We start from the raw sequence: 13,596 nt of genomic DNA, 5'->3' as shown, positions 1-13,596 counted from the left end.
AAATGATACTATGGATAGTCATTGTGTAAATATTGCAGTTTCCGGTTTAAGCCTAAAAGTTTCAGATGAATTAAAAATATTAATTCGCGATTTAATACCTGAGCAATACGGTATTAACTGGGTTAATATTTCCAATAATAATATTGATTTATTAATTATTAATGAAAACTTTTTTGAGGCAGATAATATTCAGAATATTCTTCAAAAGAAAAAAATTCCTTGTTTAAAAGTCACCAAAACATCATCAGAAAATGGAAAGAGTATAAATGAACACACCCTACACTTCCCCTTAGATAAATCAGAGCATCTTTTGTCTTGGCTACAAAAAAATTTACTAACTTCTTTAAAATCTACTGCTATTAGTTCTGCCTCAGCTTTATCAAATGAAATACCTCTCATAAATTGGCAGTTTATAAGAAATTTGCATAACCCAGAAAATACTAAATTACATTTATTTGATGAGAAAGGCACCTTAGCCATTATTGATAACAGGATCCAACTTGCTTGGATAGAACCCTCTCGTCAAAAAGCACATACCAATATGAGCTTTAACTTTACTTTTGCTAAAACATCGGATTTTACTAAGGTTTCTCGTAAAAAAAGTTATTACTTACAAGACTGGTTATGGAACCTAATTTGGTGTTCAAAAGACTTTGAAAATTTAGCTTCAGTTGATGGTTACTTCAAAATCGATCATTGGCCGCAGCCCTATCAAAAAGAATATAGAAAAATAAGCCTACTACTCTCTGCATGTTTTATACAAGGCGCAAAAATTACTGATGTTGCTAAACAACTCAACGTATCAATCGACGATGTCTTACGCTTCGTTACGGCTTGTGTAATGGCAAATAACGGAAGATTTGTTTCTGCGAATAAATGCTCTTACGCACCAAGCTCTCATTTTGAAAATTCAAATATAGACAATCATTTTTTTAAAAATTTTATAGGGAAGATTAGACGACGTTTTGGTCTTTAAGGGAAGGTATGATTATACAGCAATATAAAATTGTCTTTGCAGGCAGTATGGGGGCAGGAAAAACAGAAGCGATTAAATCGCTATCTGAGATTCCAATTCTGGAAACAGAAGCATTCAACACAGATGTTCAGAGTCACCAGAAAACCCAGACCACTGTAGGCATTGATTATGGTGAAATTACTCTAGATGATGGCATCAAAATTGGATTATATGGAACACCAGGACAAAGTCGTTTTGATTTTATCTGGTCTGTCATTTGTGAAGGTGCAATCGGCGTTATTTTATTATTAGATCACAATAGTCCTAATCCGATTGACGAGCTAGAAAGCTACTTAGAAACCTTTAAAAAATATAATGATAATATTGCAATTGGTATTACTCATGTTGATGAGAATAAAAAATCGTCACTTCAACAATATCGTCATTGGATACAAGCAAATGCACTAACTTATCCATTGTTTTTTATTGATGCACGCGAGGAAGAACAAATATTAATGATGGTTGAGTCATTAATTGCATCACTTGAAGTTAAGGTCGGGGCATTATCAAAGGGGAATAATCATGCTTAGTATCCCAGCTCAAAAACGAACAGCACCAACGCAATTGCTACAACTCGCAAAAAGTGAAGCTCATAATATTTTAATGAATACACGCGGTGTAGATTTCGTGATGATTTGCTCTTCAGATGGTTTTGAATTAGCCACAGTGAGCCATAAAAACTACCACAACACCACTAAATTGGCAGCTGTCAGCAGTTCAATTTTGGCAATGGTGACTGCATTTTTAAAAGAGATTCAACTCACAGGCTGTAATAACATTACACTAGACGCAGATAATGGCAAAGCTATTTTGACAGCTATTCCTGCTGTTCATCATCCGATGGTCATGGTCACCTTAAGTAATAAAGAGGTTCTTTTGGGGCAACTACTGTATAGCCTGAAAAAAGCAAGTCAGTTGATTGCTGAGGCAGATGGAGAATAGATCATAATTCTCTACTAAAAAAATACCGCTCATATAGAGCGGTATTTTTTTAAATTTGAATACTAAATAGTATTTGCCGTTTTTTTACTTGCTGGCCTTGCTGACCTAAAACATCATCAACCACTCCATCAACATCAGACTTAATCTGCTGCTGAATTTTCATGGCTTCAAGAACTAATAGAGTTTGACCTTTCACCACTTGATCGCCTTTATTAACCAAGATATTGACTACAGCACCATCCATTGGCGCACGAATTTTGCCATCACCGGCCACATCAGCAGTTTCGGGCGCAGCATAAGTCACATTACTAATCGCAATATTGCCATTATCTTGATCTAAATAAAGCTGATCAACCTCCAATACATATTGAACACGGCGACGTACACCATCAATTAAATAAATCAACTGTTCTGCAGTTCTTTCAAGCACTTCAAGACAAACTGATTGATCGCAGAGCTGTACCGTAAACGTGTTATTTACCGATGAAAGCTGTAATTGAATTTGTTGATCATCATATTTAAGCTTTAATGGTAATGGCACTCCTAACCCAGTTTGCCACACTACAGTACTACTGCTTTGGCTAAATAATGCCGCAGCAATCGCTAAAGTTTCTAAAGTTAGAACCTGCTTATGTAAACTGACATCATTTTGAAAATACTGTTGAATGAACGCAGTATTAGTATCTCCTGCAACAACAATTGGATGACGCAGTAAATTGACCAAAAACTGTTTATTGCTATTTACACCTAGCAAAACACAATCATTCACAGCACGAGCGAGTAAGCGAATCGCATCCTCACGGGTTTTACCGTATGCAATTACTTTCGCTACCATCGGATCGTAAAATGGACTAACCTCATCAGCTGCTAACATCCCATGATCTATTCGCACATTTGGCAAAGTTGCTGGCTGCCAACGCAGAACTTGACCTGTTTGTGGTAAGAAATCTTGCCGTGGATCTTCTGCATACAAGCGCACTTCAATTGCATGCCCAGTTAAGGTTAACTCATGTTGTTGCAAGGGTAACTGTTCACCATTGGCAACACGCAACTGCCACTCAACTAAATCTAAACCTGTAATGAGTTCGGTGACTGGATGCTCTACTTGCAAACGGGTATTCATTTCTAAAAAATAGAATGCACCCGATGCATCAAGCAAAAACTCAACAGTTCCCGCACCTACGTAAGCACATGCTTTAGCCGCGGCTACAGCAGCCTCGCCCATTTGTTGACGCAGTTCGTGAGTCATCACTGGACACGGCGCCTCTTCAACGACCTTTTGGTGACGACGTTGGATCGAACAATCACGCTCAAACAAATAAACATAATTGCCGTGTATATCGCCAAAAACCTGAATTTCGACATGGCGTGGAGCAATGACTGCTTTCTCTAAAATAAGCTCGCCTGAACCAAAGGCATTTTCAGCTTCGGAACGTGCGGTTTGCAATGCATCAACTAATTCGGATGACTGCTGTACCAAACGCATTCCGCGACCACCGCCGCCCGCTGAGGCTTTGACCATAATAGGAAAACCAATCTGCTCGGCTTGTGTCGCTAAATATTCAAGGTCTTGATGATCGCCTTCATAACCCGGTACACAAGGAACACCCGCCTCAATCATGGCAATTTTTGAGAGTCGCTTACTGCCCATTAACTCAATTGCAGAAGCTGTTGGGCCAATAAACGTAATCTGGTTATCGATACATGCCTGAGCAAAATCAGTATTTTCTGACAAAAAACCATAACCCGGATGTACAGCATCAGCACCTGTTTTTTTGCATGCATCTATTATTTTGGTAATTGAAAGATATGATTCAGATACTTTTGAAGCACCAATGTAAACAGCTTCATCAGCTTCTTGCACATGGCGAGCATTGCGGTCTGCATCAGAATAGACCGCTACAGTTTGATAGCCCATTGCTTTGGCTGTTTGCATAACTCGAACTGCAATTTCACCCCGATTGGCAACTAGTAATTTTGAAAATTTCATTATTTTTATCCTTATCTTTTATGACTCATCGGCCCAATTCGGCAACCGTTTTTGGATAAAAGCCATCGTTCCTTCTTGTCCTTCAGCTCCACCAATGGCTTGGGCAAACTGCTGTGCAGCATCATCTAGTAAACCATTCAAAGGTTCATTAAGTGTTCTATGTAACAGCGCTTTAGTCTCACGCGAAGCTTGGGGAGCTGCTCGTTTAATGTGTTGAATGGTTTCCTGTAAAGCTTGTTCAAGCTCAATTTCATTATGCGCAATTTGATGAACCACTCCAGCACTAAGTGCGGTATGACCTTCAAAACGCATGCCGAGCAAAGCTAATCGACGTGCCTGAGTCAGACCAATACGTTTCACCACAAAAGGTGCAATCTGCGCAGGAATCACGCCAAGTCCTGTTTCAGGTAAACCAAACTGGGCATTGTCACGGCTAATGGCAACATCTGAAACACATACCAGACCAAAACCACCACCTAAAACAGCGCCTTCTAAAATCACCACAACTGTTTGCGGGGCTGCATCAACTTGCTCAAGCATGGCACCAAAACGGCGGTTAAAATCAGCATAAGGTTGCAAGGTACCGACATTGGTCGCTTCAACGCGTAAAGCAGCCATGTCTTTAATGTCACCACCTGAACAAAAAGATCCGCCTTCACCACGGATAATCACCGCACGAATTGAAAGATCATCACGAATGGCAGTAAAAACTTGTTGAATCGCATTGACCATATTCAAATTCATGGCATTACGACTCTCCGGTCTATTTAACCAAAGGTATAAAATACTGCCGTCTTGTTCCAATTGAATACTGTCATCAATATCTAAAGCTTGTAGAGATGTCGAAAGCGTCATGACCTACTCCTTATTTTTGTTTTCTTGGCAAAATATCCATTAATTTGCAGATAATCCCCAACATAATCTCATCTGCCCCACCACCAATAGACCCTAACCGACCATCACGGTACAGCTGTGATGCAGGGTTATCCCACATAAAGCCGTTACCACCCCAATATTGCAGACAATTATCGGCAACTTCACGGGTTAAACGTCCAGCTTTGAGCTTTGCCATAGATGCTAACATAGTGACATCCTCCCCCGCGATATGCTGTTCGCAAGCTTGATAAGTCAATGCTTTGAGTGCTTCCACTTCAGTCATGAGTTCAGCAAATCGGAAATGAATATATTGGTTATTAATGAGAGGCTGACCAAAAGTGGTTCGCTCTTTGGTGTAATTAATCGTTTGCTGAATACAATGCTGCAAGCCACCAATCGCATTGGCACATGCCCATAAACGTTCTTCCTGAAATTGCATCATCTGCATCATGAAGCCCATACCTTCAACGCCAACCAAGTTACGCTGAGGTACACGTACATTGTCTAAATAAACTTGTGCTGTGGTCGTTGAACGCATACCTAATTTATTGAGTGGCTCTGAAAAACTAATTCCTTTAGTTTTCGCCGGCACAATAATCATCGACTTATTAACGTGGGGCTTATCATCAGACGTGTTGGCTAAAAGACAAAAGAAGTCAGCTTGTAATGAGTTGGTAATCCACATTTTGCTGCCGTTAATAACGTAGTCATCGCCATCTTTTTTAGCTGTGGTTTTAATAGCCGCCACATCAGAACCGGCATGCACTTCTGATACCGCAATTGATGCCACATACTCCCCGGCAATCGCTGGTGTTAAAAACTCATCACGTAATTCTTTACTACCAAAACGGGCCAAAGCTGGTGTTGCCATATCGGTTTGCACACCAATCGCCAAAGGCACCCCGCCACAAGCCGCATATCCAATTTCTTCTGCGACCACAAGGTTATAAGAATAATCTAAAGCCAAACCACCATTTTCTTCTGGCTTACAAATTCCTAATAAACCAAGATCACCCATTTTCTTAAATACGTCGTGAATTGGGAAATGTCCCGCGGCCTCCCATTCAGGAATATGTGGATTCAGCTCATTTTGAACAAATTGGCGAGCTGTACGGCGCAATGCTTCATGTTCGGCAGTAAATTTCATGGTGTTATTCCTATTAATTTTTTTAATTGCGGTAAAGGTTGATTAAAAACGAGACACACCAAAACGAGTTGGATTTAGCTCTCGTTGCTGGGCTTCATAAATGGTTTGTAAAAGGAAAATTAATAATTTCCGTGTATCTCGCGGGTCAATAATGCCGTCATCATGTAGCATGGCCGTATTGAAAAGTGCGGTAGATTTCTGCTCTAATTTCATGGCTGTACTTTGCTCCAGAAAATCGAGCATTTGTGGATTAGGCTCCTGACCTGAAGCTTTTTGCTTACCTTCGGCCACAATACGTAAGACTTTTCCAGCCTGAGCAGCACCCATTACCGCTACATGCGAATTCGGCCAAGCAAAAATAAAGTCTGGCGATAAACTACGTCCGCACATCGCATAGTTGCCAGCTCCATATGAGCCGGCCACGACAATTGAAATTTTAGGTACAGTACAATTGGCAACTGCCTGAATTAGTTTCGAGCCGTGCTTAATAATGCCATTTTGTTCGGCATCAGTTCCCACCATAAAGCCTGTAGTATTATGCAAGAACAATAACGGACGCTTGGTCTGTTCACACAGATGAATAAACTGAGCTGCCTTCGCCGCCCCTTGGGGCGTAATCGGACCATTATTGGTAATAATACCGATATGCAAGCCACCAATTTTTGCCCAACCACATACCGTTAAATCATCATATTCCTGTTTAAATTCTAGAAAATCCGAATCGTCAATAATACGAGCAACCACTTCTTTCATATCAAATGGTTGTTTAGGGTCACTTGGAATAACACCCAACAGTTCCTCAGTATCGTAACGAGGTTCTTTATAAGTCGTTTCAACTGGCTTGATTTGCTCCTTCCAGTTCAGGTGTTCAAAAATTTCACGTGCCAGCCGAATCCCATCAGCATCATTTTCAGCCAGATATTCTGCTGTTCCAGCAATCTGTGCATGCATTTCTGCCCCACCCAACTCCTCAGCTGTTGCCACTTCGCCCGTGGCAGCCAAAAGTAAAGGTGGACCTGCAAGCAACATCTCTGTTTGCTTACGCACGGCAATGACATAATCTGAAAGACCGGGTTGATAAGCACCACCTGCCGTTGCATTACCATGCACCACTGCAAGTTGAGGAATACCCGCCGCAGAAAGTCGTGCCTGATTGGCAAAGGTCATACCGCCATAAGTAAATACTTCAGCTGCATAATTTAAGTTGGCACCGCCACTTTCAGTCAGCGTAATCAGCGGGAGTTTTTGTTCTAAGGCAATTTTTTGCAAACGCAAAGTTTTTTGTACCCCCATAGGGGACATGGTCCCACCTTTAATCGCACTATTACTTGCAGATACTAGACAACGCACACCACTGACAAAACCAATGCCAGCAATTACCCCACCGCCAGCTTCTGAACCATCTTTATCATCATGCATGTTGTAGCCAACCAAGCCACACAGCTCAACAAAAGGAGAATTAGCATCAAGTAACAACCGCACCCGTTCATGCGGCAAGATTTTGCCTTTTTTATCGAATTTTGGTTTGGCAGCATACGATTTATCAATACTTTTTTGCTGAATTGCACGGACTTCACTTAACTGACCAAGTAGTGCTTCTTTATTTTTTTGATACTGTTCACTGCCTACTGCAATCTCTGATGGAAGAATTGTCATCGTTATTCCTCCTCAGTCTGTTTTTTAAAAATTTCAGGAATAAACGCGCGATGGAAACCATTATAGGACTGACTATTTGTCGCATCAGCTAGTGGATACATGCGTGTGCCTTGTGATGCAGCACCATCGATACGCAATGTCACACCCGACACAAAAGCAGCAGCATCGGACAGTAAATAACAAATTGCCGATGACACTTCTGACTCGGTTCCCATACGTTTTAGAGGTACATTGCCAGCAAGACTTGGGATAATCACTTTGGCAAAATCACCGCTATAATTATCCATACCAGATGAGACAATCCATCCTGGTGCAACTGCATTTACACGAACGCCAGATTTCCCCCATTCGACCGATGCCGTTTTGGTGAGATTATCCACCCCTGAACGCGCAGCACCAGAATGCCCCATTCCCGGCATGCCGCCCCACATATCAGCAGTCATATTGACAATACTGCCACCATGTTTTGCCATCCATTGGTTATAAGCTTCACGCATTAAATAGAAAGTTGAATGCAGATTATTACGCACGACTGCATCAAAACCATTTGCCGAAATATTCTCTAAAGCTGACGGGAACTGTCCACCCGCATTATTTACCAGACCATCGAGTTTGCCGAATTTCTCAATCACTTCGGCAATCATATTTTTCACTTGTTCTTCTTCACGGTTATCACAAACAATGAAATGAATCTGACCACCATCTTCTATAATTTCTTTGCTTACTTTCTCTAATTTCTCAATTTTGCGTCCTGTAATCACCACTTGAGCACCAAGGGCAGCAAGCTCATGTGCAGTACAACGACCAATTCCTGAGCCGCCACCTGTCACAATAATGACTTTATTAGCAAAAGCATCTGGTCTAAAAATTGATTGATAACTCATCTTTGTTTCATCCATTCATTTTATTTTTCTAAAAGATGTGCCGGAATTTTTACAGGCATATCCAATAATTGTTGTGCAAATGCTTTACCTTGTGGATCAATACGTAAGCTTGCAACACCACCGCCACCCAAGGCATTCTCCAACATAAAATTCAGTGCATTTAAACCCGCTAACTCATAACGAATTACTCGCCCTTTCTCTGCATCCAAGACATGCTGCATATAGCTTGCAACAGCTTGTTCAGTCAGTGCTGCACGAACCCAAGGTAAATATTCTGCTTTACGCGCAATGACCCCAATATTGCTATGATTACCTTTATCTCCACTACGAGCATGCGCAATTTCAATCAAAGGAACTTCAATTTCATTCCCTTGATAAATTGCTGTTTCACCTGCTGCAAAGGTATTTAATTGCTGAGCAGAAGACCCTTCAGGAATTTCAACAGGATAGCGTTTCCCATCAAAATCAACTTCCACATTGACCTGATTTTTATCAATTAAAAATGAAAATAACTTAATCACTGGAGATGCCTTAGGCCGTCCTCCAACGATTCCCGCTAAGGCTGGAGCCATTCCTGTTGAAGCCTGTGCAATTTCAGATGCAAAGAACATACAAGCTTCTTTAAACATGTGTGTTACAGCTATTTTGACGACCACTTCGCGGCTATTTAATGCTTGGGCATGTGCGCCATAAGTACTTTCGATGCCTAAAATTTCAACAGACTTTTCACTAAAAGGAGGTGCCAAACGCATGGCCAGCACACGCTCACATTTAGTTAAAATCGCATCGGCAATGACTTGAGCTTTTTGTGGTGCCTCACGACCTGCAATTAAAAAACTTACTAAAACCCGATATCCATCAGGATAGGTCGCACTGACTTTATATTGAACAGTCGGTGCTTGTCCTATTGCACCCGTCACACGGACTCGATGCTCACCGACTTGTTCTAAATGCACCTGACTGAAATCAGCAATTACGTCGGGTAGTAAATAGGCTTGAGGATTACCAATTTCATAGACAATTTGCTCAGCAACCGTTGCAATAGAAACCAGACCACCTGTACCTTGCGGTTTAGTGACTACAAATGAGCCGTCCTCACTGACTTCAACCACTGGAAAACCCATATTGTCGAAGCCTTGCACTAAGCGCCAATCGGTAAAATTACCGCCTGTACATTGCGCACCACATTCAATGACATGTCCTGCCAATGAACCTTGCGCCAACTTATCGTAGTCATCTAAAGACCATTGATATTCATGAAGTAAAGGAGCGAGTACCACAGCAGAGTCAACCACGCGGCCAGTAATCACAATATCGGCGCCTAAGTCTAAGGCATCACGAATAGCCACTGCCCCTAAATAAGCATTACTACTCGCCACCTGTTCTGGCAAAGCTTCACCGCTAAACATTTCCTGAATATTTTGCTGCTTGAGTTGCTCATGTTGTGCTAAAAGATCATCACCCAAGACCACAGCCACTTTTAGGTTTAAACTATATTCACTAATTATTTTTTGCAAAGCATCCCTGCAAGCAAGCGGATTTACCCCACCTGCATTACTAATTACCTTAATCTTTTTTTCTGCAATTTTTTTAAGTAGAGGTGCCATCACTCGGCTGACAAAATCCAATGCATAGCCATGCTTTGGTTCCACCATCTTCGCTTTTGTCATAATCGACATGGTGATCTCAGACAAATAGTCAAAAACCAAATAATTAATATCGGTTAAATTTACCAATTGAAAAGCAGCAGTATTAGTATCCCCCCAAAAACCTGAGGCACAACCGATTTTTACGACACACTTATCAGCCTGCTGATTACTTGCCATCTTATTTCTCATTATTTTGTTTAAAAATTACACTCAACATTACCAAGCAAGCGCTTGGTTTGTAAAGGGCAAAATGTTATTGTGAAATTGACTAAAACTGCCAAACTCGACAACCTGCCTAAAACATGGTGAGATTTAGCAAAATTTTTTTCGTTAAATATTTTTATATAAAGGATTCGGCTTTCGCATGATTGCTACTTCAATTGAACAAATTCCAAATATTTCTTGCTTTGATGATAGTCCGCGTGGCCGTTTATTACAGGGGGCAGCCTATCTATTTCACAAACAAGGCTATGACAAAACCACTGTACGTGAACTTGCTCAATTTATTGGAATTCAATCGGGAAGCTTATTTCATCACTTCAAAAGCAAAGATGACATCCTCGCTCACGTCATGGAGCAAACTATCATTTACAATCTTGCTCGTTTAGAAGATGCAGCTGCTCAATCTACAGATCCAGAACACCAATTACGAGCTCTTATTAAAGCAGAACTTATTTCAATTACTGGAGATACTGGCGCAGCCATGGCTGTTTTGGTGTATGAGTGGTTTGCGCTGTCAAAAGAAAAACAAGATTACCTTTTGAAAATGCGTAATGAATATGAGCAAATCTGGTTAGATATTATTGAAAAGTTACGCATTCAAGGCAAGATAAAACATGATGCTTTTATTTGGCGACGATTAGTTGGTGGTGCGATTTCATGGACCGTAACTTGGTATAAATCTGAGGGTCAAGTCAAAATTGATGAGTTAACGGAAATGGTTTGGGAAATGGCTTTGAAATGAGTTCTGTCTACTTACGTAAACCTCATATAAATGACTTAGCTGAAATTCAAGAAGCTTATAAACGTAGTGTTCAATTGCATCAGCCTTGGACTTATCCTCCAGCTAACTTTCAAACATATTTAGAACAAGAACATCGTTATTTTGTTTGCTTAATTGAAAGCCATTCAATTGTCGGGACATTTCATATTTCGAATATTATCCGCGGTCACTTTCATTCAGCCTATTTAGGTTATGAAGCATTTCATCCCTATCAAGGTCATGGCTATATGAAGCATGGTCTAAAGTTATTACTCAAAGAGGCATTTGAAAATTTAAATTTGCATAGGTTAGAAGCCAATATACAACCTGACAATATTATCTCGATTCAACTAGTTGCCAAAGCAGGTTTCATTAAAGAAGGTTTTTCTCGACAATATCTTCGAATTGGAGGAAGAACATGGAAAGATCATGAACGTTGGGCAATTTTAAATGAGAAGTGGATAGAACCATCTCAGTAAACTCTAAATGAGATGGTTTATACAATCAAAACATACTCAAAAATCAATAACCCAACTGCTTACTAATCAAATCTTTCATAATTTCCTCAGCACCACCGCCAATCATATTAACTTTCACTTCACGGTAAATACGTTCAGATTTGGTACCTCGCATAAAGCCCATACCACCTAATGTTTGTACCGCTGCATCAGCACAAAATTGCATAGTGCGAGTCGCAACATTTTTGAGCATTGAAATTTGTGCCACCAACTCAGGTCCTTGTAACTTCGGCTGAGTCATTTTCCATGCAGTTTCTTCAAGTAATGCGCGTGTTGAGGTTAATTGCGTTGCCATATCTACCAATTTATGACGGACCACTTGATGATCAACTAATCGCTTACCAAAAGTTTTCCGTTGTTGCGCCCACTCTAAAGCTTCTTCGTAACAGACTAATGCATACCCATAAGCCACTACTCCCAAGAAGAACCGCTCCATATTAAAGTTATTCATAATTACTTTAAAACCAGCATTCTCTTTACCAAGTAGATTTGATACAGGTACTCGTACTTGGTCAAAATGCAAATGCGCCGTATCTGAAGCCCACCATCCCATTTTTTTTAAAGGTGTTTTAGTAATTCCTTCACTGTGAGCATCAACTAATAACATTGAAATACCTTCTGCACCCGTTTTAGTCGGATCTGTACGCACTGCAACTGTATAGTAATCTGCACGAATTCCCGATGTAATAAATGTCTTTTCGCCTGAAACAATATAATAATCACCATCACGAACAGCTTTCGTTTGTAATGCAGCCACATCAGAACCACCACCCGGTTCTGTAATCGCCAACGCTGAAATTTTTTCTCCAGAAATAATCTTTGGTAAAACTTTAGCTTTTAATTTTTCACTACCAAAATGCTGAATCGGTGGGGCGCCAATAGTATGTACCATGAGTGAAATATGTACTCCACCCGAACCCGCTTTTGCCATTTCTATGCCAGCCAATAACGAATAAAATGGATCTGCATCAGGAATACCGCCATATTCCTCAGCAAACCCTAAACCCAATAAACCAATTTCAGCAGCCTTTTGGTATAGTTCTCTCGGAAATGTCTCAGCCTCATCCCATTCATTAACGAAAGGGGCCATTTCTTTTTGTACAAATCGACGAACATTATCAGCAAAAGCAATATGTTGTTCATTATAGTAAATTGGGTTTGGTTGCATTTTTACAGATGTCCTGATGTTTTTATTTAATTCCAGAACCTATCTTGTCATGTTTGTCGTCAATCAAAAGTTGCAAGAACCTCCAATTTCTTGGCATAAAACATCAAACCTAGCAATTCTTATGAAACTGTGAAATCTATACTCTTAGACAGCACCGAAATCCCCGAGCAGCATAATAGGATTGTGCTCCATTGTGATAAATGAAGACTCGACCATAGCGACGATCAGCGAAAATAGCTCCCTCTAACCGACGAATCTCATCTGGGGTTTTGAGCCAACTTGATGTTTTAAGATCAAACTCTCCTAACTTTTGTAATTCTTGGTATTGCTCTTCAGTGAGAAGTTCAGCTCCCATTTCTTTAGCCGCATCAATTGCACTATTTTTAGGAGGATGATCTTTTCTAGCCTCCAAAGCCTCTCGATCATAACAAAGACTTCTACGGCCTTTTGGTGTCTCAGCAGAGCAATCTACGAACAGATATTCGTCTTTCTGCTCATCATAAGCAATAACATCAGGTTCTCCTCCAGTATTCTCCATTTCTTGCAATGACCATAGTTTTTCAGGCAGTTTTATTAATTTAGCTCGTACATTTATCCAATCAATTTCTTTATGGCGATGTAAATTTTTTTCAAACCTATTTTTTAATAGCTCAATTAAAATCTCTATTTGTTTTGGAGCTAATTGGTTTTTAGTTGTCATGTAATAAATCCTTATATTTCTTAAACTGAACGTCCATCAAAATAATTTATTTTATTTAATATCAATATC

General features: G+C 40.2%; 13 protein-coding genes. 5 read left to right on the top strand and 8 right to left on the bottom strand.

The window, feature by feature from the left end; translation table 11 throughout:
• Positions 1–10: 10 nt before the first annotated feature.
• From HUN22_RS10660 to HUN22_RS10650, 3 genes are read left to right on the top strand one after another with little or no spacing between them, the layout of a single operon-like run.
• Positions 11–976 carry a hypothetical protein gene (locus tag HUN22_RS10660; protein WP_174728956.1) on the top strand — a complete coding sequence of 322 codons (966 nt, stop codon included), beginning with the start codon at positions 11–13 and terminating at the stop codon, positions 974–976.
• Between the two features lie 8 nt (positions 977–984).
• Positions 985–1,545 carry a GTP-binding protein gene (locus tag HUN22_RS10655; protein ID WP_174728952.1) on the top strand — a complete coding sequence of 187 codons (561 nt, stop codon included), beginning with the start codon at positions 985–987 and terminating at the stop codon, positions 1,543–1,545.
• Positions 1,538–1,957: a roadblock/LC7 domain-containing protein gene (locus HUN22_RS10650; RefSeq protein WP_174728949.1), complete on the top strand. Its 420-nt coding sequence runs from the start codon at positions 1,538–1,540 to the stop codon at positions 1,955–1,957. The genes HUN22_RS10655 and HUN22_RS10650 overlap by 8 nt, the downstream gene beginning before the upstream one ends.
• 49 nt (positions 1,958–2,006) lie before the next feature.
• Here the strand turns inward: HUN22_RS10650 and HUN22_RS10645 are convergent, their stop codons facing one another.
• The 6 genes from HUN22_RS10645 to HUN22_RS10620 are packed head-to-tail and all read right to left on the bottom strand — an operon-like array spanning position 2,007 to position 10,336.
• Complete coding sequence (locus HUN22_RS10645) at positions 2,007–3,947, bottom strand: acetyl/propionyl/methylcrotonyl-CoA carboxylase subunit alpha (protein ID WP_174728946.1); 1,941 nt, start codon at positions 3,945–3,947, stop codon at positions 2,007–2,009.
• Positions 3,948–3,965: 18 nt separating this feature from the next.
• The gene (locus HUN22_RS10640; RefSeq protein ID WP_174728943.1) at positions 3,966–4,802 is read right to left on the bottom strand and encodes an enoyl-CoA hydratase/isomerase family protein; all 837 of its coding nucleotides are present in this window, start codon (positions 4,800–4,802) and stop codon (positions 3,966–3,968) included.
• A gap of 10 nt (positions 4,803–4,812) precedes the next feature.
• Complete coding sequence (locus HUN22_RS10635) at positions 4,813–5,970, bottom strand: acyl-CoA dehydrogenase family protein (protein WP_174728940.1); 1,158 nt, start codon at positions 5,968–5,970, stop codon at positions 4,813–4,815.
• 42 nt (positions 5,971–6,012) lie between these two features.
• Entirely contained in the window at positions 6,013–7,626 is a 1,614-nt protein-coding gene (locus HUN22_RS10630; RefSeq protein WP_174728937.1) for an acyl-CoA carboxylase subunit beta, read from the bottom strand.
• 2 nt (positions 7,627–7,628) lie between these two features.
• Positions 7,629–8,510 carry an SDR family oxidoreductase gene (locus HUN22_RS10625; RefSeq protein WP_217485515.1) on the bottom strand — a complete coding sequence of 294 codons (882 nt, stop codon included), beginning with the start codon at positions 8,508–8,510 and terminating at the stop codon, positions 7,629–7,631.
• A 20-nt stretch (positions 8,511–8,530) separates the two neighbouring features.
• The gene (locus tag HUN22_RS10620) at positions 8,531–10,336 is read right to left on the bottom strand and encodes an acyclic terpene utilization AtuA family protein (RefSeq protein WP_174728932.1); all 1,806 of its coding nucleotides are present in this window, start codon (positions 10,334–10,336) and stop codon (positions 8,531–8,533) included.
• 187 nt (positions 10,337–10,523) lie between these two features.
• Between HUN22_RS10620 and HUN22_RS10615 the strand changes: the two genes are divergently transcribed.
• Positions 10,524–11,123 carry a TetR/AcrR family transcriptional regulator gene (locus tag HUN22_RS10615; RefSeq protein WP_174728930.1) on the top strand — a complete coding sequence of 200 codons (600 nt, stop codon included), beginning with the start codon at positions 10,524–10,526 and terminating at the stop codon, positions 11,121–11,123.
• On the top strand, positions 11,120–11,620 hold the full coding sequence (locus HUN22_RS10610) for a GNAT family N-acetyltransferase (RefSeq protein ID WP_174728928.1): 501 nt from the start codon (positions 11,120–11,122) through the stop codon (positions 11,618–11,620). The genes HUN22_RS10615 and HUN22_RS10610 overlap by 4 nt, the downstream gene beginning before the upstream one ends.
• 43 nt (positions 11,621–11,663) lie before the next feature.
• Here HUN22_RS10610 and HUN22_RS10605 read toward each other — a convergent pair whose 3' ends face one another.
• Entirely contained in the window at positions 11,664–12,827 is a 1,164-nt protein-coding gene (locus HUN22_RS10605) for an acyl-CoA dehydrogenase family protein (protein ID WP_174728926.1), read from the bottom strand.
• Positions 12,828–12,963: 136 nt separating this feature from the next.
• The gene (locus tag HUN22_RS10600; protein ID WP_174728924.1) at positions 12,964–13,527 is read right to left on the bottom strand and encodes a DUF4256 domain-containing protein; all 564 of its coding nucleotides are present in this window, start codon (positions 13,525–13,527) and stop codon (positions 12,964–12,966) included.
• Positions 13,528–13,596: the final 69 nt, after the last annotated feature.

This window comes from Acinetobacter lactucae (genome assembly GCF_013344765.1).
Classification (GTDB): domain Bacteria; phylum Pseudomonadota; class Gammaproteobacteria; order Pseudomonadales; family Moraxellaceae; genus Acinetobacter; species Acinetobacter lactucae_A.
This window is presented reverse-complemented; position numbering and strand designations above follow the sequence as displayed.